General features: G+C 68.5%; 22 protein-coding genes and 1 pseudogene. 10 read left to right on the forward strand and 13 right to left on the reverse strand.

The annotated features are described in order from the left end of the window. Positions 1-7: 7 nt before the first annotated feature. Positions 8-2,539: a chondroitinase-B domain-containing protein gene (locus ALI22I_RS44740; RefSeq protein WP_083752476.1), complete on the reverse strand. Its 2,532-nt coding sequence runs from the start codon at positions 2,537-2,539 to the stop codon at positions 8-10. A 208-nt stretch (positions 2,540-2,747) separates the two neighbouring features. Between ALI22I_RS44740 and ALI22I_RS50110 the strand changes: the two genes are divergently transcribed. Genes ALI22I_RS50110 through ALI22I_RS44760 form a run of 4 tightly spaced genes read left to right on the forward strand, consistent with a single transcriptional unit; the run spans position 2,748 to position 7,519 of the window. Then, on the forward strand, positions 2,748-4,139 hold the full coding sequence (locus tag ALI22I_RS50110; RefSeq protein ID WP_143532769.1) for a glycoside hydrolase family 16 protein: 1,392 nt from the start codon (positions 2,748-2,750) through the stop codon (positions 4,137-4,139). A gap of 2 nt (positions 4,140-4,141) precedes the next feature. Then, positions 4,142-6,469: a glycoside hydrolase domain-containing protein gene (locus ALI22I_RS44750; RefSeq protein WP_077011620.1), complete on the forward strand. Its 2,328-nt coding sequence runs from the start codon at positions 4,142-4,144 to the stop codon at positions 6,467-6,469. 22 nt (positions 6,470-6,491) lie between these two features. Next, a complete protein-coding gene (locus ALI22I_RS44755) occupies positions 6,492-7,034 on the forward strand; it encodes a hypothetical protein (protein WP_077012077.1) in 543 nt (180 codons plus the stop codon). Continuing rightward, on the forward strand, positions 7,031-7,519 hold the full coding sequence (locus ALI22I_RS44760) for an RICIN domain-containing protein (RefSeq protein ID WP_179118559.1): 489 nt from the start codon (positions 7,031-7,033) through the stop codon (positions 7,517-7,519). Before ALI22I_RS44755 ends, ALI22I_RS44760 begins: the two co-directional genes overlap by 4 nt. Before the next feature lie 70 nt (positions 7,520-7,589). Here ALI22I_RS44760 and ALI22I_RS44765 read toward each other — a convergent pair whose 3' ends face one another. After that, a complete protein-coding gene (locus ALI22I_RS44765; protein ID WP_338013549.1) occupies positions 7,590-10,496 on the reverse strand; it encodes an AfsR/SARP family transcriptional regulator in 2,907 nt (968 codons plus the stop codon). A gap of 174 nt (positions 10,497-10,670) precedes the next feature. Between ALI22I_RS44765 and ALI22I_RS44770 the strand changes: the two are divergent. The 3 genes and pseudogenes from ALI22I_RS44770 to ALI22I_RS44785 form a co-directional block, all read left to right on the forward strand. Then, positions 10,671-11,107 (forward strand): annotated as a pseudogene (locus tag ALI22I_RS44770) (transposase); the annotation flags it as partial. Continuing rightward, positions 11,104-11,763, forward strand: a complete 660-nt coding sequence (locus ALI22I_RS44775) for an HAD family hydrolase (protein ID WP_077011622.1) — start codon at positions 11,104-11,106, stop codon at positions 11,761-11,763. The pseudogene ALI22I_RS44770 and the gene ALI22I_RS44775, both read left to right, overlap by 4 nt. A gap of 420 nt (positions 11,764-12,183) precedes the next feature. Further along, entirely contained in the window at positions 12,184-12,579 is a 396-nt protein-coding gene (locus ALI22I_RS44785) for an AfsR/SARP family transcriptional regulator (protein WP_143532771.1), read from the forward strand. 858 nt (positions 12,580-13,437) lie between these two features. Here the strand turns inward: ALI22I_RS44785 and ALI22I_RS44790 are convergent. Next, positions 13,438-14,115, reverse strand: coding sequence for a hypothetical protein (locus ALI22I_RS44790; protein ID WP_083752477.1), 678 nt, complete (start codon positions 14,113-14,115; stop codon positions 13,438-13,440). 348 nt (positions 14,116-14,463) lie between these two features. On the opposite strand from ALI22I_RS44790, the gene ALI22I_RS44795 reads away from it, so the two are divergent. After that, on the forward strand, positions 14,464-15,153 hold the full coding sequence (locus ALI22I_RS44795; protein WP_077011624.1) for an SDR family NAD(P)-dependent oxidoreductase: 690 nt from the start codon (positions 14,464-14,466) through the stop codon (positions 15,151-15,153). On the opposite strand, the gene ALI22I_RS50115 is transcribed toward ALI22I_RS44795, so the two are convergent. From ALI22I_RS50115 to ALI22I_RS44830, 9 genes are all read right to left on the reverse strand, one after another. Then, positions 15,141-15,338 (reverse strand): hypothetical protein, encoded by a 198-nt coding sequence (locus tag ALI22I_RS50115; protein WP_143532772.1) that lies wholly within the window; start codon positions 15,336-15,338, stop codon positions 15,141-15,143. The genes ALI22I_RS44795 and ALI22I_RS50115 overlap by 13 nt on opposite strands. Before the next feature lie 210 nt (positions 15,339-15,548). Further along, positions 15,549-16,253, reverse strand: a complete 705-nt coding sequence (locus ALI22I_RS50120) for a hypothetical protein (RefSeq protein WP_143532773.1) — start codon at positions 16,251-16,253, stop codon at positions 15,549-15,551. 398 nt (positions 16,254-16,651) lie between these two features. Beyond that, positions 16,652-17,254: an NPCBM/NEW2 domain-containing protein gene (locus ALI22I_RS44800; RefSeq protein WP_143532774.1), complete on the reverse strand. Its 603-nt coding sequence runs from the start codon at positions 17,252-17,254 to the stop codon at positions 16,652-16,654. Between the two features lie 268 nt (positions 17,255-17,522). Continuing rightward, positions 17,523-17,813 carry a hypothetical protein gene (locus tag ALI22I_RS44805; protein ID WP_077011626.1) on the reverse strand — a complete coding sequence of 97 codons (291 nt, stop codon included), beginning with the start codon at positions 17,811-17,813 and terminating at the stop codon, positions 17,523-17,525. A gap of 1,252 nt (positions 17,814-19,065) precedes the next feature. Next, positions 19,066-19,569: an SRPBCC family protein gene (locus ALI22I_RS44810; RefSeq protein WP_077011627.1), complete on the reverse strand. Its 504-nt coding sequence runs from the start codon at positions 19,567-19,569 to the stop codon at positions 19,066-19,068. Between the two features lie 51 nt (positions 19,570-19,620). Further along, a complete protein-coding gene (locus ALI22I_RS44815) occupies positions 19,621-20,571 on the reverse strand; it encodes an alpha/beta hydrolase (RefSeq protein ID WP_077011628.1) in 951 nt (316 codons plus the stop codon). A 33-nt stretch (positions 20,572-20,604) separates the two neighbouring features. Next, the gene (locus ALI22I_RS44820; protein ID WP_077011629.1) at positions 20,605-21,549 is read right to left on the reverse strand and encodes an NADP-dependent oxidoreductase; all 945 of its coding nucleotides are present in this window, start codon (positions 21,547-21,549) and stop codon (positions 20,605-20,607) included. Positions 21,550-21,654: 105 nt separating this feature from the next. Next, on the reverse strand, positions 21,655-22,218 hold the full coding sequence (locus tag ALI22I_RS44825; RefSeq protein ID WP_077011630.1) for an NAD(P)H-dependent oxidoreductase: 564 nt from the start codon (positions 22,216-22,218) through the stop codon (positions 21,655-21,657). A gap of 48 nt (positions 22,219-22,266) precedes the next feature. After that, positions 22,267-22,734 carry a cupin domain-containing protein gene (locus ALI22I_RS44830; RefSeq protein WP_077011631.1) on the reverse strand — a complete coding sequence of 156 codons (468 nt, stop codon included), beginning with the start codon at positions 22,732-22,734 and terminating at the stop codon, positions 22,267-22,269. 197 nt (positions 22,735-22,931) lie between these two features. On the opposite strand from ALI22I_RS44830, the gene ALI22I_RS44835 reads away from it, so the two are divergent. Next, the gene (locus ALI22I_RS44835; RefSeq protein ID WP_077011632.1) at positions 22,932-23,435 is read left to right on the forward strand and encodes a MarR family winged helix-turn-helix transcriptional regulator; all 504 of its coding nucleotides are present in this window, start codon (positions 22,932-22,934) and stop codon (positions 23,433-23,435) included. An 80-nt stretch (positions 23,436-23,515) separates the two neighbouring features. Here ALI22I_RS44835 and ALI22I_RS44840 read toward each other — a convergent pair whose 3' ends face one another. Continuing rightward, positions 23,516-25,585, reverse strand: coding sequence for an ATP-binding protein (locus ALI22I_RS44840; protein ID WP_238598894.1), 2,070 nt, complete (start codon positions 25,583-25,585; stop codon positions 23,516-23,518). Positions 25,586-25,872: 287 nt separating this feature from the next. Between ALI22I_RS44840 and ALI22I_RS44845 the strand changes: the two genes are divergently transcribed. Further along, the gene (locus ALI22I_RS44845; protein WP_274523055.1) at positions 25,873-26,193 is read left to right on the forward strand and encodes a hypothetical protein; all 321 of its coding nucleotides are present in this window, start codon (positions 25,873-25,875) and stop codon (positions 26,191-26,193) included. Positions 26,194-26,203: the final 10 nt, after the last annotated feature.

Raw genomic sequence — 26,203 nt, forward strand, 5'->3', positions numbered from 1 at the left:
CACCTCGTCACGTGCTGTTCGGACCGACATCGGTTGCGCCGAGCGCACCTCGGGCGACCGGCGCCGACGACCGCTCGTCGGCGCCGGCGTCCACACCACCCGCGCGAGCCTGGCCGTCCATGTCGTCGATCACGAAGGCGTAGCCGCCGGTGGCGGTGTCGATCGCCGGGCTGCCCGCGCCGATCCGGTGCAACGCTCCATCGCGGACCAGCAGCGGGTCGACCGCGCGGACGGCGGCGGAGGGCTTGGCCACGCCGACGGTCGCCGACCCGGTGGGCCAAGCGATGTTCCCGGTGTAGGTCGCGTTCACCGGCGCCTTGAGCTCGTTGAACAGCTTGCCTTGGCTGCCCACGACGACGTTGTCGGCGATGATCGAGTCGACCGGCGCGAGGGTGTAGTTGGCACCGATCTCGATGTTCGACGCGTTGCCGACGAAGGTGTTGTTCACGACGGTCGCCCGGTAGACGCGCCAGTGCGCGCTCAGCGCCCCCGAGGTGTCCACGTCGCCGCCGTCGATCTGCAACGCGGCGTCGTAGCCGGTGCCGGTCAGGCCCTCGAAGTAGTTGTTGTAGATCTTGTGGTCCTGGCCGTAGATCCGGATGCCCCCGGTCCCCGCCTTGCCCCCACCGAGGAAGAAGTTGCCGTAGAACGCGCCGCGGTTGCCGTGCCGGTGCGACAACGTGCCCTTCGAGGTGCGGAACGTGTTGTAGCGGACGGTGTTGTCGTTGCTCTTCACCGAGATGATCTCGGGATCGCCGTCGCAGTTCTCGAACAGGTTCGACTCGACCGTGGTGAACCCGCTCGACTGGGAGATCCCGCTCCAGCCGACCCGGATGGCCTCCATCTCGTTCTGCGCGCGCGGGCCGATGTTGCGGAAGTGGTTGTGGTCGATGAGGTCGTGCTGTGACTGCTGGGTCGCCGATCCGTCGATCGTGATGAAGTTGCCCAGTTGGTGCTTCTCCTCGAACAGGTTGTGGTCGATCCGGTTGTGGTGGCTGTTCGCGCCCTGGATGATCACCCACTTCAGCGACGACTCCTCGGTCAGCCGGAAGTGGTTGCGGGTGAGCCGCACGTTGTTCGAACTCGTGATCTTCAACGTGTCGCTGTTGGTCCACTTGAGACCTTCGAAGGTCACGTACGAGGAACTCGCCACTTCAAGCTGCCCGTCGGTGATCACCGCCTGGCCGCGGTTCGCCGCGGCGACGGTGATGGGCTTGGCCGCGGTGCCGTTCTTGCCGGTCATCCTGCCGATCGTGTAGTTGCCGTTCACGAGCACGATGCGGTCACCGGCCTGGGCGTTGCCGAGCGCGCTTTGCAGTTGGGCCGAGTCCGCGACGTTGATGGTGCGGTCGGACCCCGGATCTCCGGTGCCCGGGTCACCGTTGTCATGTGTCACGCTCAGCCCGTAGATCTTCACCTCGCCGTAGTTGCCGCCGCTGCACGGCGAGGAGTTGGTGCAGTTGGCCTGCGTGTACGCGCCTGCCTTGAAGTAGCCGCCGGAGAAGCTCTTCGAGATCGTCGTCTGCAGCACGCCGTTGTAGTAGGCCTTGATCTGGCCACCGCTGATCACGAACTTCGCCTGGAACTTGGTGCCCAGCACGTAGTTGCTCGTCACGAGTTTGTGGTGGCTCGTGTCGCCGTTGGTGATGTAGAGGTTGCCGCCTTCGAGCCGGAAGACCGAGACGTCGTCACTGGCGTCGTGGATCTGCCCGGCGACGACGTGCGGCTTGTCCTCGGGCAGCGCGGTGATGGCCTGCTCGACCACCATCGTGTGCGTTCCCGAGGTGGACGACCAGCTCGCCTTGGAGGTCCCGTTCATCTCGCGCAGTTCCGAGCGCGGGTAGCTCGAACCGCTCGTGGTGACGCCGTCGACCCCGGCGCGGAACTGGACCGCGTCGCAGTCCGGGGTCGTGGTGAACCACGGGTCGATCTCGTAGGTGTCGAGCTCCGGCTGTTCGACGTTGGTGGGGCTCTCGTCCTCACCGATCGGCAGGCCGATGTACCAGTTCGTCAGGTCCAGCACGTCGGCCGGGTAGGCGCAGGTTCCCCCGCCGCCGCCGCCGCCGTCCGCCCCGTTGACGGTGGCTTCGGCGATGCTGGTCCAGTCGTTGTACGTGTTGCCGTAGCCGACGACGCGCACGTACCGCGCGGAGCTGTCGGAGAAGTCGTAGGCCTCTGGTTGAACCGTGCCGCCGCTGCTGACCTTCCGCGCGATGACGGTCCGCCACGACGACCCGTCGTCGGACAGCTGGACGTCGAAGGTCTGTCTCCTGGTGTTCCCCTGGTGCCAGGCGACCGATACCGAACCGACGGTCTTGGACGAGCCGAGGTCGTACCGTATCCACACCCCGTCGCCCTCGGCCGACCAGCGGGTGCCCAGGTTGCCGTCGAGGGTGTTGGCCGCGACGTTGCCGTCGTCGTCGCTGGCCACGACACCGGTGATCGGCAACGGAGGAGCCGCCGCCGCGAGCGCGTCAGGCGCGCTCACGGTGCCGAGCGCGAGCGCGCCCACCACGAACACACGACAAGCTCGTTTCATCGAACCTCACCTCGGTCTGATGGTGCGTGGTCCGGACTGATCCCGGACACGTCGATCCTGGCCACCGCCGCTGACCATGCGTTGAACTCGCGCTGATTCGCCTGGCCCGACCGCGTGACCTCGGCGATCAGCGGGCGAACAGCGCGCGTTCAGCGGTGGTCGCCATGCTTCGGCCTCGGCACGTCAGCGATCACAGGGAGCGCAGTTCATGGCCGTTCAGCGGAGACGATGGATCGTCGGAGGAGGCGTCGTCGGTGTCGCGACCGCGCTGGTCCTGGGTGGTGTGTCGGTGGCGCAGCCGCCGTCCGGCACCGGCACGAACGTGTCGACGTGCAACAACCCGGTGCTGAACAAGACACTGGCCGAGTGGGGGCCGCTGCGCGGTGCGACTCCTGCTCGCGAGCCCGTCACCGACCACCAGTCGGCGAGGTTCGCCTACGCGCAGCGGGACAACTCGGTGTCGAACCCGTCGCTCTACTTGCCGCAGCAGCCCGTGAAGGCCGGCGAGCAGTGGACCTTCGCCTACGACGTCGCGGCCACGCAGAGCGGCCGGGCCCGGGTCGAGGTCGACTGGTACTCCACGCCCGAGGGCGACAACAGCGGGTACCTCGGCCATGTCGACGGCCCGTGGGTGTCGTTCGCGGCAACCGGCTGGACCCGCGTCGCCGCCGGGTTGACCGCGCCGACCGGCGCGGTGCGGGCCAACGTGCTCAGCGACCACGAGTACACCGCCACCGGAGCGAGCTTCCGGGCGACCGCGTGCGACTACCGCGCGGGCGCGCAGACACCGACCACCACGGAGCCGACGTCCACGACCGGCCCGACCACCACCACGACCACCGGCCCGACCACCACCACCACGACAACCCAGCCCGGCGACCAGACGCAGGCCGCCGTCCGCTACGGCTGGGGCACGCCGCAGCCGATCTCCGACGAGTTCGACTACACCGGCCCGGTGGACCCGGCCAAGTGGGCGGCGCCCAGCGGCACGGTGGGTGGCACCGAGGGCTGTTGGGAGGGCCACGCCGGCAACGGCCGCCGGTGCGCGAAGAACTCCGCGGTGGCCGGCGGGATCATGACCATGACCGGTGAGGCGAACGGCGACACCGGCTGGCTCAGGCAGAAGCTGGACCGCCAGTACGGCAAGTGGGAGATCCGGTCCCGCTCGCGCAACACCGGCGCCTCCGGCGGCCTGTACCACCCGCTGCACCTGATCTGGCCGACCTCCGGCAAGCGGCTGATCGACGGCGAGTACGACTGGGTGGAGTACTCGAACCCCGACGGCCAGTGCCTGTCGGCGTTCCTGCACTACCCGAAGAGCCCGAACGACAACAAGGTCTACCGCGAGCGCTGCCCGGTCGACATGACCCAGTGGCACAACTTCGCCTTCGAGTGGAGCCCCACCGCGCTCGTCGGCTACGTCGACGGCGTCGAGTGGTTCCGGCTGTCCGGCGGCGCGGGTCCGGACGGGCGGGCGGACATCCAGGCCATGCCGTCGGGCCACCTCAACATCCAGCTGGACAACTTCACCGGTGCCGGCGGCCTGCGGCCGGCGGTGTTCGAGGTCGACTGGGTCCGCGTCTACTCCGGCGCGTCGTAGCGATGGCCGATCAGAAGGTCCTGGAGGCTCAGCAGTGGGTGAACGCCACCTACGGCGCGGTGCCGGGCTACACCAGGTGCGAGGAGGACGGCCGCACCGGCTGGGCGACGATGCACTCGCTCACCAGGGCGCTTCAACACGAGTTGGGCATCACCGCCCTCTCGGACAGCTTCGGTCCGACGACCCTGACGAAGCTCACCGAGCGCGGACCGGTCGGTCCCGGTTTCGCCAACCCGAACATCGTGCGGATCGCTCAGCACGCCCTGTTCTGCAAGGGCTACTGGGCCGGCGACACCACGTCGGGGACGTACGGTGCGAGCACCCAGCACGCGGTGCTGCGGATGAAGGGCGACTGCGGCGTCACCTCCGCCGGCCACACCCTTCAACCGAAGTGGTTCAAGGCGCTGTTGACGATGGACGCCTACATCCTGGTGTCGGGCGGCAGCGCCGAGGTCCGGGCCATCCAGCAATGGCTCAACGACCAGTACCTGGAGCGGTCCACGTACTTCGTCATCCCCTGCGACGGCCTGTTCTCCCGAGACGTGCAGGTGGCTTTGATCAAGGCCATCCAGTACGAGAGCGGTATCCCCGACGACCAGGCGACCGGCAGCTTCGGCCCCGCCACCCGCGACGCCTTGCGCCGCAACACCGTCGGCCCGGGCTCGGCGAGCAAGTGGGTGCAACTGTTCAGTGCCGCGTGCGTGTTCAACGGCGCGGTCGACGGCGCGGCCACCGTGTTCAAGGCCGCCTGGGACGACCGGCTCGCCGAGTACGTGCGGGTGTTCCAGGAGTTCTCCGCGCTCGACCGCACCGGTGTCGGCGACTACCGCACGTGGGCACAGCTGCTGGTCTCCACCGGTGACCCCGACCGGCCGGCGAGCGCCTGCGACACCCGCTTCCACATCAGCGTCGCCCGCGCCCAAGCCCTGCGCGCCGCCGGTTACACGGTCGTGGGCCGGTACCTGGACGAAGATCCGACCAGCACGCTCGACAAGGAACTCCAGCCCGGCGAGCTGGACGCGATCTTCACCGGTGGCCTGCGCGTCTTCCCGATCTCGCAGTACAACGGGCGCGAACTCGGCAACTTCACCTACCAGCAGGGCTACCAGCACGGGCTGCGGGCGCACGAACGCGCCGTGCACTACGGCTTCAACCGGGGCACCGTCATCTACTTCGCGGTCGACTACGACGCCACCGACGGCCAGATCACCTCCAACATCGTGCCCTACTTCCACGGAGTGCAAGCCGCCCTGGCCAACCAGGGCAAGCGGTACGTCGCCGGGGTGTACGGGTCCCGCAACGTGTGCGCCCGCGTCACCGGCCAGGCGTACGCCCGGTACTCGTTCGTGTCCGGGATGTCCTACGGGTTCTCCGGCAACCTCGGCTTCCCGATGCCCGCCAACTGGTCGTTCAACCAGATCAAGGAGTTCAGGTTCACCAGCGGGACCGACGTCTTCGACCTCGACCGGAACGTGCACCGGCCGTTCAGCGACCCCGGCGTGGGACGGGAGAACGTCGGCGGGACCACTTCGCCGGTCGACGCGTTCCTGCACTACGTCGAGCAGTTGTACGCCACCGCGCTCGCCTACGGCGGGCCCGATCCCAACCTGAGGGTCCTGGAGTACCTGCGGTACCCGACCTACGTGGACGTCTACAGCGGCTGGCAGAACCTCATCGGCGATGTCGACCGGGCCTGGATCGACTACGCGCGGGCCAACGGGCCGGGTCGCGTCGAGAGCTACCGCGACCCGTCGCTCGGCGTGACCGTCAACGTCGACCACCTCGGCGCCACCGCCAACGCCGTGTACCTCAAGGGCAACGTCAACGGCGTGACGGCCAACCGGGGCGACTTCGGCGGCTGGGGCGGCGACCTCGCCACCTTCTACGGCGAATGGCAGGCCAACAGCGAGTCCTACCCGTCCGGTTACGCGTTCTGCACCGATCGTCTGGCCAAAGTGGACGTCCGCTCGTCGTTCCCGCTCGGCGACCTGGTCGAAGACGTCGACGGTCACCTGCTCGGCCTGTCACTGCGGATCGGCGGCCGGGTGGACGAACTGCTGCGACTGCACCTGGCAGGAACCGGGCACGTGGGCCGGTTCGCCCGGTTCTTCGGCGCCCGGTACGACGCCAGGAACGCCGACATCGTCGCGTCCGCGAGGAACATGCTGATCAGCGACGGCACCGATGCCGAACTCGGCGGGCTGTGCACCGCGGCGATCCGCACCACCGGCGGCTGGAACTGCCTGCTGCCCGGGATGCTGCCCGCCGACAAGCTCGACCCGTTCCTCCAGGGCTACGCCGACACCATCGAAAAGCTGGCCCGTGGCTGACCTCCGACCCGGTGAGGACACCGTGACCCGATCTCCAGTCCACCACCTGGCCCGCCGCACGTTCCTGACCGGACTGCTCGCCGCCGGCGGCTTGGCCGTGCTGGAACCGGCGCCCGCCGCGGCGGGCGCACCTGCCGAAGCCCGCCCCGGCCCGACGCGGTTCGGCAACGTCGAAACCCACGTCATCGAGGGGTCCGCGGCGTCCGCCGCGCTCCTCTCCGGCCCGGTCGCAACCCTCCTGCTGCACGTCGCCCGCAGGTTCCACTACGAGATCGCGGCGCTCACGTCGACCGACGCGATCGGCTTGGCCGACGGCACCGAGCTCGTGATCCGCCCCGATGCGTACCCGCGCGGCGCCACGGGCTGCCTCTTCCCGCACGAAGTGGCGGTCGTCCGGGACATCCTGGCGGACTGCGGCGGCGCCGTGCGGTGGGGCGGCGACGACCGGGACACGCCGTGGGAGGGGCACTTCCGCATCGACGCACGGCCTGGCAGCAGCACGCTCACCGCCGCGGCCGTCAGGCCACCGATCAGTTCACTCCGAAAGGGAAGATCATGGGAATGACATCACGCGTCGTGGCACGCGTCTGCGCAGCACTGCTGATCGCCGGGGCGTCGCTGGTGGGGGCGACCGGCACGGCTTCGGCGGCGGAGGTGTTCCAGACGTTCCGCAACGTCTACAGCGGTCTGTGCCTGGACGACAGCAGGGACTTCAGCGTGCGCACCTTCCACTGCAACGGAACCAACTACCAGAGGTGGGGGGTCACCGTGTGGAACGACGGCACCCGGCAATTGCGCAACGTGGCCACGAACAGGTGCCTCGGGGCGAGGAAGTACGGAGCCGGCGGTGTCCTGACGTCCGGGGCGTGCGGGCCGTCGAGTGTCATGAGCTGGTACGTCCGCCGCGCGCCCAACGGGATCTGGTTCGAAAGCCAGGAGGTCCACGCCGACTGCCTGGTGGACGACGGCGGCGACTACGCGGGCGGGAACTACGTCGGCCTCACGTCGTGCATCGGTGGCCACTACCCGACCGACATCGCGTGGGGGTGACCGAACCGGGTGTGTCCCGGCGGGTCGGGGTGTCGAGCGGGTGACGAACCCGCTCGGCGGCCTCGACCCGCTACCACGCCCGGGTGTCCCCGTCGAGCGCGTCGAGTTGTCGCCGCACTCGTTCGGCATCGGCATCGCGGCCCTGTTGTCGGTACAGCTCAAGGGCTTCCTGCCACACCGCGCGGGCCTGCTCGTGCTCTCCGAGGGCGGTGTAGGGGTGGCCGAGGTGGTCGAGGGTGTCCGTGGCCTGGTCGGTGTTGCCGTGGTCGCGGCGCAGGATGAGCGCCTGTCGGTAGTGCTCGACGGCCTGGTGGTGATGGCCGGTGAGGTGGTCGATGTAGCCCAGGCTGTCCAGGGTGGCCGCCTCGCCTTCGGGGTCGCGGTGACGGCGGTGCAGGGTGAGGGCGGCTCGGCACTGGACACGGGCGGTGTCGTAGTCGCCCAGGCGGGCGTTGAGCCAGCCCACCGAGTTGAGCGTGATGGCTTCGAACACCGGCCGATCGAGTTCCCGGAAGAGAGCCAGGGCGCGCTGGGCGTGTTCCAAGGCCCGCTGGTCGTCCCCGTGCCGAGTCCAGGCCAGCGCGAGGTCGTGGTGGGTGTGGGCCTGTTCGGTGGTGTCGCGGTGGTCCTGGGCCAGAGCCAGGGCCTGGTGCAGGTGCCCGGTCGCCTCATCGTGGCGTTCCAGCCGGGAGTAGGCGATACCGAGACCCCGGTGGGCGCGGATGCGGACGGCGGGGGCGGACAGGTGGGCGGCGGCGTCCACGGCGGCCTGCCACACGGTCACGTCGTCGTGGCGATGCCCCCGTCGGACGTGGAAGGTGGTCAGTGCCCAGGCCAGCGGCCACACGAGGTGGTGCCACCGGTGGGTGGCGGCGAGGTGCTGCGCGGCCAGCAGGTTGGCGTGCTCGGTGTCCAGCCAGGCCAACGCCGCCGAGACGTCGACCAGCGGGTGCGGTCGGGTGTCGGGTGTGGGTGGATCAGGCGGCGGGAACGTGCTGTGGGGGTTCAGGAGGCGGTCGGCGGCGTAGCTCGTGTGGACGTAGAAGTCCACCACTCGCCGCAGTGCCGGCTCCCGCACGTGCTCGGCCAGGTCGTGCTGGGCGGCGGTGGTGGCGTAGCCGCGGATCAGGTCGTGCATGGTGTAGCGGCCGTGGGCGCCCCGGTCCAGCAGGGAGGCGTCCTCCAGGGTGTGCAGTGCCTTGCGTGCGTGCAGGAGGGGCAGGGCGGTGAGGGAGGCGGCGGCGGGGAGTCCGATATCGGGTCCGGGGGCGATGCCCAGCAGGGCGAACACCTGCCGCAGCTCCGGGGTCAGCGCTTGGTGGGACCAGGACAGCACCGCGGGCAGGCTGGCGGTCGGGTCTTCGTCGTCCAGCGCGTCCACGCCGAGGTCGAGCAGTTCGGCGGCGACAGCGGCCAGGAGAAGGTGCGGGCGGGTGTGGGCGTGGGCGGCGATGATGCTCAACGCCAGCGGGAAACCACCGCACATCCGGATGAGTTCCGCCACCGCGTCCGGCTCGGCGTCGACCCGGCCGCTGCCGAGGCGGTCGGCCAGCAGGGCGCGGGCTTCGGAGTCGGTCAGGACGTCGAGGGACAGGTGTTGCGCGCTGTGGCCGGTGATCAGGCCAGGTAGCCGGTTGCGGCTGGTGACCACCACGGTGCAGGTACGGCTGCCGGGCAGCAATGGCGTGATCTGCGTGGTGTCGGCGGCGTTGTCGAGCACGATCAGCATCCGCTTGTCCGCCACCAGGCTGCGGAACAGCGCGGCCTGGGCGTGCGGTTCGACCGGCAACCGGCCGGGGTCGACACCCAGGGCGTCGAGGAACCCGCGGACCGCGACGGCCGGGTCCATCGGCTCACCTTCGGGGCTGAAACCCCGGAGGTCCACGAACAGCTGCCCGTCCGGGAACCGGTCGAGCCGGTCGTGCGCCCAGTGCAACGCCAGCCAGGTCTTGCCGATCCCACCCGCCCCGCCGATGGCGGTGATGAGCATCGTGGCGGCGGTCTCGCCCGCGGTGGTCAGGGCGGTGTTCAGGCGGTCCAGCTCGTCGTGGCGGCCGACGAACGGCGCGGGAGCGGCGGGCAGTTGGCGGGGCGCCACGGCGCCGGGAGGTGCGGGCTCGGTCGTGGTCAGCGTGGTGTCGGCGGTGAGGATGCGGTGGTGCAGCTCCTGCAACGCCGAGCTGGGATCGGTTCCCAACTCCTCGACGAGCCGCTTCCGGGCACGCTGGTAGTGCTCAAGTGCGTCGGCTTGCCGGCCGCCGCGGTACAGCGCCAGCATCAACAACCCGGCCGGGCGTTCCCGCAGCGGGTGCTCGGCCACCAGCCCACGCAATTGCGGTATCGCCTCGGCGTGCTGCCCGGAGTCGATCTCGGCGGACAGGCAGTCCTCCAGCACCGCCAGCCGCTCCTCGACCAACGCCTGCTTGACCGATGCCGATCCGGGGACGTCGGCCAGCGGCTCGCCCCGCCACAACCCCAATGCCTGACGCAACAGCACCGCCCGGTCGCCGGCACCGCGTGCCTGTGCCACCAGTGTCCGGAACCGGTGCAGGTCCACCCGCTCCGGCTCCACCTCCAGCACGTAACCGGGCGGCCGGTGCGCCAGGCTGACCTCCGGGTCCACCGCGACCAGTTTGCGCAGCTCGGACACACACCGTTGGACCACGTTGCGCGCCGTGCGCGGCACCGCGTCGTCACCCCACAACGCGTCGACCAGCCGCTCCAACGGCACCACCCGCCCGGCCTGCAACGCCAACACCGCCAGCACGCACCGCTGCTGCGCGCTGCCGACCGCCACCTCCCGACCCCTGTGCCAGATCGTCATCGGCCCCAGCACGCCGAACTCCACACCCTCCCCGCGGACACCGGAATCACCGGACCGCACGGGGTGACCCGGGATCACCTGGTCGGTGTGATGGGGATGACCGGGCAGAGCGGTCCAAGACGTCTCACGGGCCTCCTCCACCACGAACAGCACCGGTCGGAACGTGGCCGGGTCAAGTACCACTGAGTGGCGGACGACCTCGTCGTGGATCCGGCGAACAGGATCACGGCGAGTGTACCCGGCGAGTCGATCATCAACGCCCGATCATCAACGCCCGATCATCAACGCCCGGTCACCGACTCCCGATCAGCGCCTCTCGGCGGCGGCAGTGCCCTGCCGAAGTCCGCGCAGCCGGGCGCGACGAAGGCGATGCAGGAGATCTGCAACGCCGAGGATCGCGCGCACGCCGAGAAGGCGATCGGGGCGTTCGCCAGGACCTACGGGGCGAGGTTCCCCAAGGCAGTCGCGAAGATCACTGACGACCGCGAGGAGCTGTCGGCGTTCTACGACTTCCCGTCCGAGCACCGGATCCATCTGCGCACCACGAACCCGATCGAATCCACCGTCTCGACGGTCGAGCTCCGCACAGGGTCACCCGCGGAGCCGGCGGCCTCGCCGCGGCGCTCGCGATAGTCTTCAAGCTCGTCGAGTCCGCCCGGACACGCCGGCGTGCGATCACCGGCGCCGACCTGGTCGCCCTGGCCCGCGCGGGTGCCCGGTTCGACAACGGCGTTCTGGTCGAGCGGCAGGAGCAGGTCGCATGAGCCTTCATGACGCCCGGCAGGAGGAGCCGGCCGGGCACGTCCGCTTCAGCCGTCGGGCGATCCTGATCGACATCGGCGGCGTCCTCGCCTCGGACCGCCTCACCGCGGCCGCCATCGAGTGGGGCACCCGACTCGGAATTCCTCCGCAGGGCTTCCTCAACGCGCTGTTCGGCGGAAATGACGACCACGTGCTCATCGGTCGGACCGACGAAGAGTCCTGGTGGGATGTCATTCGAGACCGGCTCGGCATCGACCCGGGCCTGATCGACGAGATCAGAGGTGATCTCGCGTCCAGGCAGACCTGGGACCGCGCGCTCCTGGAAGCCCTGCACCGCCTCCGCGGCCTGGCGAAGATCGCCGTCGTCAGCAACGCCTGGCCGCACATGCGCAGCAGGATGGCGAACGCCGGACTTCCGGACATGGTGGACGCCGTCGTCCTGTCCTGCGAAATCGGCTTCGCGAAGCCCGACCCCCGCATCTACGCGGCGGCTCTCCGAGGTGTCGGCGCCCGCCCCGCCGAGGCCCTCTTCATCGACGACACCCCTGGACACGTCGCCGCTGCGAGGTCACTCGGCATGACCGGTCACGTGCACACGAGCACCACGGACACCCTGGCCCGGATCCAGAAGTTCCTGGAACCGGGCTGCCAAGACTGAACAGCCCCGAAACCTCAACCGCCCACCAATGGGGGCCTGATCCACAACTCTTGACAATTGCTCCTTGTGCACCTGGGGAACCGTGTGCACGATGAGATCATCGAGACGTTGCCCGACGTCTCGTTTTCAGCCGGGCATGGCAGCGATGTAGTCCCGTACCGGGCCGTTCTCCTCATCCTTGGGGATCTGCGGGTTGCCACCCGAGAGCAGCGTCGGTCCCGCGACGTTCTTCTTGCGATCGCACGATCGGCGTACCGCCGGACACCTACCGCCGCACGTTCCGGCATGAGGTCTCCGCGCCGAGCACCGAACCGGCGGTGAACCCTCACCCACCTCGCCCCGGGCCGATGCTTGTAAGGGCGTCGCGCGCTGGGCAATACTGATCCACGTCGCTCTGGGGGTGCGGATGCGGTGGGTGCCTTGGGTCCTGTCGAGGTGTTGTCCCCGGGATCTCCGGTCAACATCGGTGGGCCCAAGCCGAAGGCGTTGCTGGCCGCGCTGATGTTGGAGCCGCGGCAGGTGGTGTCGATCGACCGGCTGGTCGACCTGATCCGGGATGAGAACCCACCGCAGTCGGCAGTGGCTCTGGTACATACCTACGTTTCGGCGCTGCGGCGCAAGTTCGCCGAGATCGGCGCGGATGCCGCGTTGCGCACCCGCGCGCCGGGATACGTTCTCGACGTCGATCCGGCCGACGTCGACATCGTGGAGTTCACCAGGACGGTCGCCTCGGCCCGGCGGGCCGAGCAGCAGGCGGAGCATTCGGTCGCCGCCCAGTTGTACCAGCGGGCGTTGGGGTTGTGGCGGGTCCACTGACCGAACCGGTGTTCGCCACGCCATTCGTAGACCGTGTTGGCGATCGGGTAGCCGCCGCAGGTGCGATTCGTCCGGACCCAGCCGCCGACGTAATCGCCCCGCGTCCAGCGGCGGACGACCACCTGCACCAACTGCACCGTCACCCCGGGATCGACGGTGACGGACCTGTCGTAGTTGGTCGTCACCGTGGTCGACCTGCCGTAACCACCGACCAGGCTCAAGACGACGTTGTACCACTTCTTGGACGGTGAACTGGCGTTTCCGAGTTCAACTCCCCCGCCGACGTTCCACCCCGATGTCGTCGTCTTCGATTCCGAGTACGTGAATTGGCAGTCCCTCGTGCCGGGCGCGGACGGACATTTGTCCATACGTCCACGCCACACCCAGTCGTCCCACGTGTTCGACGCCTGCGTCCGTGCCACGGACCGCGTCTTGTACGAGTTGTCCGAACCCGGCACGACCTGCGCGCCATCGGAATACTGCTCTGTGAAGCGCTTCTCCGTGGCGGCTTGCGCCGGACCTGCGGTAAACGTGACCATCACCGCGGCAAAAGCCACCCCGGTCAACACTCGACCCCACAACGCTCCAGGCATACAACCATCTCCAATGATGCTTGTTTGAATTCCGGATCGACTGCGGATTCCGGATCAGCTGCGGATTCCGGATCGACTGCGGAAAACGCTAGGCGATCCACACCACTCGGCCTATCCACGTGCGGCGGAAACTTTCCGCAGTCTTCGTGCCGATGGGCACGAGCCCGTCGCGGACGCCGACGGCCCGGTCCTTCCGCTCGGAAGATGTCGGATCGACTGTCGGGCAGCGGAGTGGTGTCGGAGGAAATTCGGCAGCGCTTCGGATTCAGCGCGACCCGGTGAACAAGTCGACCAGCGGGTCCCAGCGGTTGCGGCGGCCCGGCGGGAACCTCCGCCGGGCCTTGGCCAGCCGCCGCGAGCCCGGCGGGTACCAGCGGCGGGCCCACGGTGATCCCGGGCGGGCGACGCGGCACGTGGCGACCAGCGCCAGCAGCGGCACGAACAGCCCGCAGATGCCCAGCAGCGCCCGTCCTTTGAGGATCGCGACCACGGCGAACACCAGGTTCACCGCCACTACCAGCACCGCGGCGAGGCTGCCGTCGTCGGGGTCGTCGTCGAACGGCGAGAACCCTGCGAGCATCAGCAGCCCGATGACGACCGCGACCAGCACCGCGTCCACGGACTGCCGCCCTTCCGGCCCCCAGTACACGTCGTCCAGCCGCAGCCACAGCGCGAACTCGTCCAGCGTCAGCGCCGCCCCGATCCCGAACGCGACCGCGGTGGCGTCGGCCCAGCCGTCCGCCGGGTGGAACACCAGGGAGACGGCCCCGGTACCCAGGATCAGGAAGATGCCGAACACCTGGTGGTGCACGTGGACCCCGCCGGCGCTGACGTCCCGGAACGGCCCGCGTCCGGCGCGGATCATCCGCGTGACCAGCCGCGTGACGACGAACGCAACAACGAAGGCCCCCAGCATCCACGCCACGACCGACCGATCCACCACGCCGCCAATGTCCCACCACGCCTGCGTTCCCGCAGGGCGGTCGGAGATGAAAAGGCTCGATGACGGGCAATGGAGCTCCTTCGGGACAAGCTGTCTTGATCGACTGCCTGTACCAATGAGCTCCGTTGTCCTGCGTCAAGACTCCTTCAACTCCGTTGCGTGACCGGCGAAAACGCTAACCACCCGGCCTTGGGGTGAGGCCCCTTCTGCCGATGTGAGTGTGTGACTTTGTGCTTGTCTTGGCGTGCTGCGTCAACGCCGGCTGGATCCCGGTCTTGGCACGCCTCTGCCGGTCAATCCACACGAACTGTAGTTTCAGCCGTCCGGTCATCGCTCTGGGGGAGAACAGTGGACGTCCTGATCACCGGCGCGAACCGCGGCATCGGCCGCGCGCTCACCGCCGAGTACCTGGCCCGAGGGGCGCGTGTCTTCGCGGGCACGCGCTCCGCGGACGGCGAGGCCTCGTTACGCGCGCTCAAAGCTGATGGCACCTCACTGCGGGTGGTTCGGCTCGACGTGACCGAGGAGGCCGACCTGGCCGAGGCCGCGCGGGTCGTCGAAGCGGAGGCGGGTGGGCTGGACGTCCTCGTCAACAACGCGGGCGTGCTGCAGCAGAGCACCGGTTTCCGCGACGTCGACCCCGCCTCGGCGCTCGCCCTGCTCAACGTCAACACCCTCGGGCCGCTGAACACGGCCCGGCACTTCGCCGGACTCCTGCGAGCCGGCTCGCGGATGGTCAACATCACCCTGCCCACGCCGCCCGTCGGCAAGGTCTCCAAGCCGCGCAACCACGTCTTCGTCGCGAGCCGCTACGCGCTCAACGCGCTGACCAGGATGATCGCCACCGAACTGGCGGACACCGGGGTGACCGTCGCCGCGCTGTGGCCCGGCTACCTGCGCACCGACATGAACGACCACGCCGCGGACGCCGCTCCGCCCGATACCGCGGCACCCGGGCTCGTCGACCTCATCGACCGCCTCGGCCCGGACGACCACGGCGCGTGCGTGCTGCCCGACGGCAGCCACTACGACTGGTGAGCCCCACCGCCGGGCAGGATCAACGGCGTACTCGGCGTCTTCTTCAACGTGCGCGTCACCGTGCAGAGCTGCTCGACCGCCCGCCGCACCGCCATGTCCAACACGGCGCGCCGCTTGCCGTCCAGGCTCCACGATGGATCAGACCGATCCCCTTCGCGGTGTCGCAGGACCACCACAAGCCCCACAGCGAACGCGCACCGTCTTCGGGCAGCAAGCCGCCAGCGATCATCTGGCGGGCGATGTCGCGGGCAACCACCCAGGGAGCTTGCGATGCGTCGATCGGCTCAGCACCGAGTTCAGCAAGCGTCTGCCGAACGAGCGGCGCCGCGTCGGCGAGGGCCAAGCGGGTCGGCGACTCGCCGGCCAACTCAAGCAACGCAGGGCTCTCAACCCCCTTAACCGCCAAACGCAACAGTACCAACCACTGTCGGTTGCTGACTGTCCAGGAGCACCGCCAACACACCCACCGGTTCGACATCAGCCGCGAAGCAGATGGACCCGGAGACCGTTTGCCCTGGACCCAAAAAGTCAAACTTCTCGCCCGTCGCCGGCGGTTCAGGACAGGTCGTAGGAGTGCCGAGCACACCGTTCGCGTTCACTGAAAAGATCTGCAAATTTGAGTTCAAGGGATCGAGCTTGCTCTGGTTGGCCACGGTTATCGGAACTGAAATCGCATTACCTCTCTGTCCCCAGGCTCCTGAAGGAGGTGCGACGACCCCTCGGCTTGGCGCTCCGGTGACGGTGAACGTACCTGATTGTCCAGCGCTAGTTGCGAATGGCAAGGCTTGGCCGATCTTGGCAGTGAACCGGCGCGTGTCCACCTGACATGCGGTGGCAGAATCCTGCGGAGGAGTGCTCAAGTCGAGCGAGTCGAAGCCGTCGAGCGCAAGAGCCTTGGGCGTGGTTCCCCGAGGAATCTCGGCCGTTGCATACATGTATACAATGAGGGATTTTTCATCAGCGGCCAGACCCGTAATGAAGCCGCACAAAGGGACTTCAGGTGGCAATGTCATGGGTGCAAAGCTGTTGGCATACGCTTCGTTGAACCAAGCCCACATATTTTCGACTACATAATGTGCGGCATTGTCCATGCGCAGCATTACATCATATTCGCGCCCCTCAGAAATCGTAATCGTGCCCCCTCCTATATCGGGGATCACTTGAGGGCCGCCGGCGGCGTCAAACCCAAAGTTGACGGTCAGTCGCTCATACCCGGGGTCCGTATCGTGACTCGTGCGAGTCATGGCAATCAGGAGCGGCTTTACTATCCCGGTGGCCGGCCCGGTCGAGACCTCCGTTGGGCTGACCGTTGCCTCCGGGTCTCCAGTCGGGTCTACGGATCCAGAGTTCACCCCTCCGCCTGCACAACCACACAAGACCCCTGCAACCACCGCCACTGTCAGTATTCGACGCCTTCGCTGAAGATCCATCACGGTCACCCTCTTCGACTACTTCACGAGAAGGCCCCCAGGTTCGCCCGCAACATCCGACTGGAGCACTAACGGACGAGCTTCGCATCGCCCCATACCGCAGTAGCGTTCTCCACGTAATAATCGTTACAGCCGCCCACATTCGTTGTCGTAAGCTTCAACTTGACCGGATTCGAAAGAGAAACACTTATCGCTTCGTGCTTACCCAAGGTCATGACGTACGGCCCACCGACTGGCACACCATCGGCAGCGACCTCGAATTGGACTTTGGCAGCCGACCCAGAGTCGTCGGCGAGACCTATCACGGCCGTGAACTTGCTGAAGCGCCGACTCGACACGAACTCGACAACCTCCGGGTACTGCCCACAAGGATTTGGAAACGCTACCGACCTGGTATACGTATTACCATTGACGACGTACAGCCCGGTCTCAAAGTTGCCCGGCCCACGTACGACCTGATACTCCGCAACCTCATCGAGGAAGACTTCAGGCGCCGCAGGCGGTGCGACAGATGCCGTGTTCGTGTTTGGCAAAATTCCAGGCATGGTAGTCAGCTCAGCCGTTGACGGACCCTGAAATACTGTTGGATACTGTTCGCTCTCATTCGAATCTGGCAGTACATTGAAGATCCATATAAGTGCGATCACGGCAGCGATGGCCAGACTTGCCACTGGCAGCCAACGTATACCCTGTCGCTGAGGCTGCGTCACAGCGGGAGTCCTCACTTAAGGGATGACTTTTGACGTGTGGAAGCCCTTGCCGCCGCCGAGTAGTGGCCATTCAAGCCCCGAAAGGCCACTACTATTGCTGCGGCGCGCGTCGGCTTCGCTCGATCTCGAACCTTCCCGATGACCGAGAGGGCATGATCGGGAGGGTTCGCCCCGACCGAGGTGGCCAGGACGCCTCTTCCTGGTAGCGCGGCCCGACACCGGCGGCGGGCTATAGCCAGGGGTGTGAGTGGTTCTTCCAAAAGTGACGCGACTCGGCCCGGACCATCGCGTTGTGCACAGCGGTCTCCGTGTCGTCGCGCTGCTGCTGGCGACGGATCGCGGTGGAGATCATGCCGCCCGAGCCTCCTCCGCCAAGAACAGTTCCGATCAGGACCAGCCCGGCGATCGCCACCGCCACGACCAGGGCGATCGCGATCAGCCACGGGACGAAGAAGCCGACCGCCGCAAGCGGCACGCCGCCCATCACCCACCCAATCTCCTTGCCGTCCTCGTTCTTCATGCCGGCCCGGTAGGCGAATATGCAGCAGACCGCGTATGTAATAAAGGCGCTTATAATTCCTAGAATAATCAACGTGGACACCCCTAAGTGGCGTGCCCGGCCTGCGCCGAGGGCGCCAGTTCAGACCTCGTGCTAGTCATTCAGCATAGCGGGAGTGCCGGCGTTGGGATAGCCACCGAGCGGCGACCGGACAGCCGACACGAGATCCGATCTATTAGGCCACACCGTTGCGTACGAGGACTTTTCGCGTTTGCGCCTCTGTGCAGCCCCGTTGACCATTCGCCAGTAGTACAGGACGCCGGTCAACAGGTCCTCCGGCCCGGCAACCGCGAGCAGCTCCAATGCCACGCGCCAGAGCGGGCTCCGCCCTCGCGCCTTTGGTGGCGTTCATGTCCGTGACGGTGTGGTGGTCGGTGGTCTGTGCCGAAGGGGGTGGTGGCGCCACCCCCGCCATCCGCCGAACGCCTGTCAGCGGTCGACGGTCGCCTTGTTGAAGGACCCTTCGGGTAACGGCTCGTCCGGCGGCTTCGACATCGCCCCGGGCTAGGCGAGACCGGCTTCCCGATGCTCGCCTTCGGTCACGAGTCGATTGACCGCATACTGCGGCGGCCCTGGTCGATACGGCGGTCATCGGAACCGGGGTCACACCGACGCGCCTGGCTGACGAGCCGCAATCACCTCCCCCGCCCGACACGGAAGAACCGCCCCGGCCCGTCAGCCCAGACGACCGCCTACCGGGTGGGCGGTCCGAGACGCACCACTAGGTGAACAGCTTGTAGTTGAGAACGACGTGGTTGGTTGGCGGGCCGCTGTCGAAGTCGACGGAGTTGACACTGATCCAGTCGACTGTGCCCTTGGAGGTCCGGTAGCAGTACGTGGGGTGGGCGCGGTGTTGCCTGCCAGCCTGAGTGAGTGTTCTTGCGCCCGGTTGCCTCGGGGTCGGCGAGGGTGTCGAGCAGGAGTTCCCACCGCGTGCACGACCTCGACGCCCACAGTCTGCTGTGTACCCGGATCCTGGGCGGACTCATCAACGAGTACAGGCATGCCGCGCTTGACCAGCAGTGATGACTTTTCGAGCGGCACATGCGGCGGTGAGATCGAGGTCGATACCCGGCCAGAAGGTCGCTGCGGGACGATTGGCATCGTCGCCAGGGCGCAAGTGCGTGGTGAGGATGCGTTGGGCGGTTAGCCGGACCTCGCGCCCACGTCCTGATCGCACCTGACGTTCTGCGGTGGACGTCGACCGTCCAGCTCAGTCCGCTGAGGACGTGCCCAGGCCCGCCACCTGCTCGGCCTCGCGGATCGACGCCGCCAACCCCTTGCGCATGTACCGCTTCCACATTGGACCGATGAGCAGGCGCACCAACGCTCCCCGGCCCGGCTTCGCTGTGAAGTGGTAGGACCAGCGCACGGCCACGCCGCCGTCCAGGTCGGGGATGAAGGTCCATTCGCCCCTGGCGCGCTCCACGACCAACCGCAGGGCGTTGGTGAAGCCGGTGACTTCGTAGGCGAAGTAACCGGGCCGCAGGTAGTGCGTCATCCTCTCCATCGCGGACCCGCCGTCGGCGAACTGCGGCCTGCGGTGTACGCCCACGTGGTCCCACGGGCCGGACTGCTCCTCGACGTGTGTGATGGCGGGCAGCGGTCCCCAGCCGGTGAAGACCAGTGACAGGTCGATCGGCGTCATGACGTCGAAGGCCGCCTCCAGGCTGTCGACGGCGGCAGTGCCGCTAGCGGTGACGGTGGTGACGGACACGGGAATGCTCCAGTTCGCGAGGGCGGACGAGTGTCTTCGGTGATGGTGAGGTCAGATCGATCTGAGCGCCCGAATGCGGTCGGCGATGGCGCGGCGGGCGACGTCGGAGTCGAAGGCGATGGAGTCGAACTCGTGGGGGGCGCCGGGGTGGAGGTGGAACTCCACTGGCACGCCGGCGCGGCTGAGCTTGGTCGCGTAGGCGGTGTCCTCGTCGCGGAAGACGTCGAGCTGGCCGACCTCGATGTAGGCCGGGGGCAGGCCGGTCGCGTCATCGAGCCGGGCCGGGGCCGCTGTGGCTGGGACGTCGGGGCCGCCGGCGGCCGCACCGAGTAGTGCCGGCCACGCGGTGCGGCTGTCGTCGTAGGACCACAGCGCGTAGGGCGCGATGTGCGGATCGGGCGTGGTGGTGCGGTCGTCGAGCATCGGCATGAGCAGGATCTGCCGGGCGATCTTCGGGCCGCCGCGTTCGCGGGCGAGGATCGTCAGCGCCGCGGCCATGCCGCCACCGGCGCTGTCGCCCATCACACCGATTCGGTCGGGGTCTACGCCCAACTCGGAGGCGTGCTCGTGCAGCCAGCGCAACGCGGCGTAGGCGTCTTCGAGCGGCGTAGGGAAGGGGTGCTCGGGCGCGCGGCGGTACTCGACCGACAGCATCGGCACGCCGCTGGCGGACACGTAACGGGCGACCGGTCCGTCGAACAGGTCGATGTGACCGAAGATGTACCCGCCGCCGTGGAAGAACAGCACGGCCGGGCCCGGCGTCGCGCCGTCCTTGACATACCAGCGCATTGTGATCTGAGCACCGTCGTCGGCGGTCGCGTAGTGCTCGCTCGTCTTGACATCGGCCGGGATCGGCTGTGCCGTTCCCGCGGTGCCGATGATCGGCTCCCAGATGGCGCGTCGCGCCGCGACGTCTCCCACCGCTGGTGGCGTGGCGTCCGCCATCGCGCCGGCCATCGGGGCCAGTGCCTCGGCGATTTCGGGATCCAAGCTCAGTGCCATGGTGGTTGCCTTTCGGTACTGGCGGAGTGAGGCTCAGGAGGCGGCCGGAACGACGATGACCTTGCCGTGCAGCGTGCCCGCGGCGGCCTGGGCGTGGATTGCCGGCAGCTCGGCCAGCGGGACCCGCCGGCCGACGTCGACGCGCAGCTCGCCGCGGTCGATCAGCGCCACCAGCCGCGACAGCTGTTCGGCGTCGCTGCGGACGTAGAGGTCGATGCCGCGCACGCCGCGCTCCTCGTCGGTGGGCGCGGGCATCCACACCGTCGTGTTCACCACGACACCGCCCGAGCGGACCAGGCCGGCCAGCGCGGCGAGCTCGGCCGGGTCGATCGGCGCGAGGTTGAGCACGACGTCGACCGGCTCGGTCACCGCCGCGGTCACCCCGGTGGTGGTGTGGTCGATGACCTCGTCGGCGCCGGCGGATTTGACGGTCTCGCTGCTGCGCGGGCTGGCCGTGGCGATCACGTGGGCACCGGCCCCCTTGGCCAGCTGGACGGCGTAGCCGCCGACCGCTCCACCCGCGCCGTTGATCAGCACGCGTTGCCCGGCCGTCAGCTTGCTGTGGTCGAACAGCGCCTGCCACGCGGTGAGGCCCACCAACGGCAGCGCGGCGGCGTCGGGCAGCGGGACACTCTTGGGCGCCGGCGTCAGGACCTCGGCCGGCGCGAGGACGTACTCCGCGGCGGCGCCGTTGCCGTCCATCGGCAGGAAGCCGATGACCTCGGCACCGACCTCGATGCCGGCCACGCCCTCGCCCACCGCGTCGACCGTGCCGGCGACATCGATGCCGGGAGTGTGCGGCAGCACCACCGGGATGGGGCCGCGCATGAAGCCCCCGCGGATGTTGCCATCGACGGAGTTGAACGACGTCGCCGCGACGCGGATCCGAACTTCACCGGCACCGGGGACGGGCTGCTCCACGTCCTCGTAACGCAGGACATCGGGGTCGCCGTACTCATGGAAACGCACTGCCTTCATCAGAGTTCTCGCTTTCACTTCAAGTTGGTTGCTTCGAACTTGAAGCAACTGACATCAGACTACTTCTGCTTTGAATTCGAAGCAAGTGAGGTCGGTCACCGCCGGTCAGAGCTCATCGCCGCGGCGAGCTCGGCGGCAGCTTGGTCGATGTGTTCGCGCAGCCGCGTCGTGTCGCCGGAAGGCGATTCCTCCCAGTCCGCAGGGCCGGCGACGACAGTGGGCACGGGTTCGGCGTGCAGGCAGATGAGGCGCCCCCGCATCACCTGCCCGATGCCAGGTGGCCTGCCAGCGCGAGCCGCTGGTGACCGCGAGCAGCACGGGCACGCCGGACAGGACACCGTCGCCGAGGACGGCAAAGAACGATTCGAATACGTCACTCGGGGATGCGGCAACCACCGGTGTCGCCACCACGAGCCCGTCGGCCGCCACGACCGCCGCGATCGCCTCGCGCAGGTCGAGGCTGACGTGGCCCCGGGTGGAGCGCTGAGCGAGGTCGGCCGCCAGCCGGCCCAGCTCCAGCACCTCCACCTCGACTCTCGCTCCACTGGCCGTGAGCGCCCTGCAGACCGACTCCGCGATCCGGTCCACGAGCAGGCGAGTCGGGCGCCCGTAACCGACACCGGCGCAGAGGACGGCCAGGGAAACCGGGCTCCACGCGGACGGGCTCATCCCAGCACCGCGTCATGGCTTCTTCCCCACAGCCGGGCTGCGGTACCGTCACCGGGGAGGACCGAGGACGACGTTGCCGGTGAGTTCGGCGGCTTCGGCGAGCAGCTGCCGCGTGATCTCGAAGCCCTCCGGGCGTGGCTCGCGCAGGTCGCGGCCCGCGTGGCGGAACATCTTCTCCAGCCCGCCGGGGGTCGCGATGAGCAGCAGGTCGGCCTTCTCGGACGTGATGCGGTAGCCGTGCGGGATGCGCCGGGGCAGGAAGACGATGCCACCCTCCTGCAACTCGTGCTGCTCGTCACCGACCCACACCAGCGCCGAGCCGGACAGGAGCAGGAAGACCTCGTCCTCCTTGTTGTGCACGTGGAACGGCGGCGCCTCGCCCAAGCTGACATCAAAGCGCCCGACAGTCAGTTGCCCACCGGTCGCCTCGGCATCGAGCAGGACGCTGAAGACGCTCCCGCCGATCCACTCAAGCTGCTGCTGATCCTCCCGCTGGGCGAGGTACGGGATAGTCATGGCCGGTCCTCAAGATCCGCAGACAGCGGCGCCGTCCTCCTGCCCGCGACCCTGCCCCGCGCCACTGCCCGATCTCCACGTCCTGCGATGCCCAGTCGGGCCCAACACTGCCCACACGCGCTCACGAGGCCACACATCGGGCCGCGATGTCCTCGCAGCCACGGTGCACTTCGAATTCGAAGCAGTAGACTTGCGCCATGCCTGATTCGCCGCCGTCGCTCGATCCCGTGCAGCTCGGTGCCTACTTCGACCTCATCGAGGTGACCAGCCTGCTCCGGCACGCGGTCGAGCAGCAGCTGCGCGAGGCCGGTGATCTCAGCTACGTGCAGTTCCAGCTGCTGGCTCGGCTCGGCGACTCGCCGACGGGCAGTCACCGCATGACCGACCTGGCCGACGGCGTCGTCTACAGCCGCAGCGGCATGACCTACCAGGCAGGCCTGCTCGAAAAGGCGGGCCTGGTCATGCGCGCCCCCTCTTCGGACGACGAGCGGAGCATCACCGTCACCATCACCGATGCCGGACGCGCGCTGCTCGCCAAGGTGCTGCCCGGTCACATCGAGGTCGTCAGCAGCATGCTCTTCGAGCCACTCTCGCGCGACGACGTCACGGCCCTCGCCAGCCTGCTCGCGCCGGTGCGGGACCACATGCGCTCGACGCCGCCTCGCTCGGCAGCGCCTCGCCGCCGCAAGGGCCGAGCGTGACGACTCGTCTCAGTTCACGCGGACGGCCGCAACGAGTCCGCGGTAGACCAGTCTGCGCGATCCACGAAGCCCTCGCGGCCTCACCCCTCCAGTGACAAGCGCGGCGCGGACAGCACAGGCATCGTGGCCGCCTGACGCAGCAACTGCTCGATGAGCCGCTCCTTGGCCATGGCGAGGTGGCGCCGGTACGTGCCGTAGGGCACCCCCAGTCGTCGGGCGGCTGCCTTGTGGGTGCGGGAAGCCGAGGTGTACGTGGCGGTGAGCGCTTCGTGTGCCTTCACGCCTGCGGGATCGACCTGCAGCGCGTCGAGGGCGGTCGTGATGGCGGCGCGCAGGTCGGCGACGGGGTCGGCTGACCCGTGCGGCACGAGGCGGGAGTGCAGCAGGACGCTGGTCGCGAACTCCCGGGGAGCGTGCCAGGTGCGCAGCGCCTCGACCACGCCCTCCTCGAACGCGGCACGCGGCAGGTCGTCGCCGTGCTCGTCGTCCGGGCCACCGGCGGACGCGGCTGCTGTCCACCCGGCTTCGGGTGCGACCATGGCGCGAGCCCGGTGCTCCACCCACTGCTCCACCGGTTGCCGCCGCCAGTCCCTGCCGAAGACGTGCTGCTTCCGCCCGTCGGCGTCCACCGCCACGACCTCTTGCAGCCCGGCGTTGGCGAGGTAGCGTCGCCACCGCTCGGCGTCCTCGAAGACGGTGAAGGTCACCGCGCGTCCGCGGACCCTCATCTCGGCCGCGATGGTGCGCCGGCTGATGAGGTCCATGAGGGGCGAGGGCCGCTGGTGCCGGCCGGGCTGCACCGCGAAGCGGCGGATGCCCAGGTGCTCGCCCGGTCCCAGGGGAGCGGCGGCCTTCACGTAGTCCCAGAGTGCCGCGATCACCGGGTCCTCGGCGCAGTCCTCGGGCAGCGGTGCCTCCATGCGCAGGATGGCCATGAACGCGACCGGTGCGGAGGAGCCCGCGTACCGGTAGACGCGGAAGCCCCGTGGCTGGCGGCGCACCCAGTGCGCGACCGCGGTCGCGGAGGCGGGGCCCTCCGCCTCCTCCGCCATGCGGAGGACGTCGGGCACGTCGTCGGGCTGCAGCGGGGTGTCCTCGACGTGGGGGTGCGCCTGCCAGTCGTACAGGTCTTTCAGGCCGCCCTGGTCGCGGAAGAGGAACATCCACTCCGCGACGCGCACCAGCGCGTCCTCCTCGGAGGCGCAGCGCACGGCCTGCAGACACGCGACCGAGACGCGGACGCGGACGTCGTCGTAGCGCTCGGGATCGCGCCAGCGCAGGTCAGCCGCGAGTGTGGCCCGCACCGCATCGTGCGGGTGCAACCCTTCAGGGGTGGCCTCGATGTAGGGCAGCTGACGCAGCCAGGAGAACACCGTCGCGGTGTCCTCGTCACCCAGCACCGCGCGCAGCAGCGACTCGCGCGTGACGTAGGCCTGCGCGACGACCTCGAGGGCGCGCCGGTGAGCGGTGCTCGGCAGGTCGCCCACGAGCCGCTCGACCAGGGTCGTCAGCACGTTGCCGGTGGGCTCCCACGGTGCGCCCGGCGCCGCGGCGGGCACGGAGGCGGCGAGGGAGAGGGCGAGTGGGCTGCCCCCGGCGAAGGCGACGAGAGCACTGCGCTGTTCCTCGGTGACACCACGTGCCGCGAGCAGGGCGTCGGACCGGGCGGCGTCGAGCGGTCGCACGACCAGTTCGGCGAAGAGCCGGGCCCAGCCGGGATCCAGCGACCACTCGGCGTCGGGGGCGATCCTGCTCGCCAGCACGACGAGCGCGCCGTCGGCGAGCCGGAGCAGGAAGGTGTCGCGCAGCCACGGCTCGAGCGGCTGGCAGTGCTCGAAGGAGTCGATGAGGAGCACCGCACCGGGCTCGACGCACGCCAGGGCGGCGGCCTGCTCGAGACGACGCGGATCCGCGTCGAGGAACCGTGCGTCGATATGCACCACGCGGCGGCCGGCGAGTTCGGCCTGCCGGGCGGCGTAGCGCAACAGGGAGGACTTGCCGATCCCGCCAGGGCCATGAAGGTACGTCACGATCGGAGCGTCGGCCGCACCCGACAGCATCCGGTCGAGCACCGCCCGCTCCGGCTCTCGGCCTACCAGCGCACCGGCTCGTGCCGCCGCCAGCCTGTCCGCCAGTCCCGTCGCACCCACTCCCACTCCTTCCATCGGCTTCGTATCAGTACGGGGGGAGTTCGCGATCCGGGACAGCTCGATGAACCGGCCACCAGGGACCAGGACGGGCATTAACCAGGTAAGGCCCGACAACGTACACGCTGATCCTTTGCAGTGAGGTTCGCGGGAACCCGATAAGCCGTCTGGCTCATGGACTCGTCGGCACGGTGGCGCAGACCATGTGGTTACGCACGGTCACCTCCGTCGCCGGGGTTGGCCGTGCCCGAATCCGGGCACGGCGGTTGATCCGGTGGTTGGCTGTGGTCATGCTGGAGTCCGTGGAGGACGTTCGCCGGTCTGACGAGCGGTGGGAAGAACCCCACATCGGAGTGTCGGAGGAACTGCTCCGGCACGTGGTCAGGACTACCGGCCTGCCTCCCGCACTCGCGCGACGGGTGGTGTCCGATGTCATGGGCTACTTCGTCGAGACGGCGGAGGAGTACGTGCTGCGCCGGCACGCGGAGCTGCGGCGGGACGGGTTGGCCAACGCGAAGATCTGGAGCTTGCTGCGGAAGGAACTGGACGTGCGGCCGGTCGCCGCGCCGCCCCTGTCCGAACGCCAGCTGCGCCGGATCGTCTACGGCTAGAGGAGATCAC

The organism is Saccharothrix sp. ALI-22-I, from assembly GCF_001984175.1.
In the GTDB taxonomy this organism is placed as follows: Bacteria; Actinomycetota; Actinomycetes; order Mycobacteriales; family Pseudonocardiaceae; genus Actinosynnema.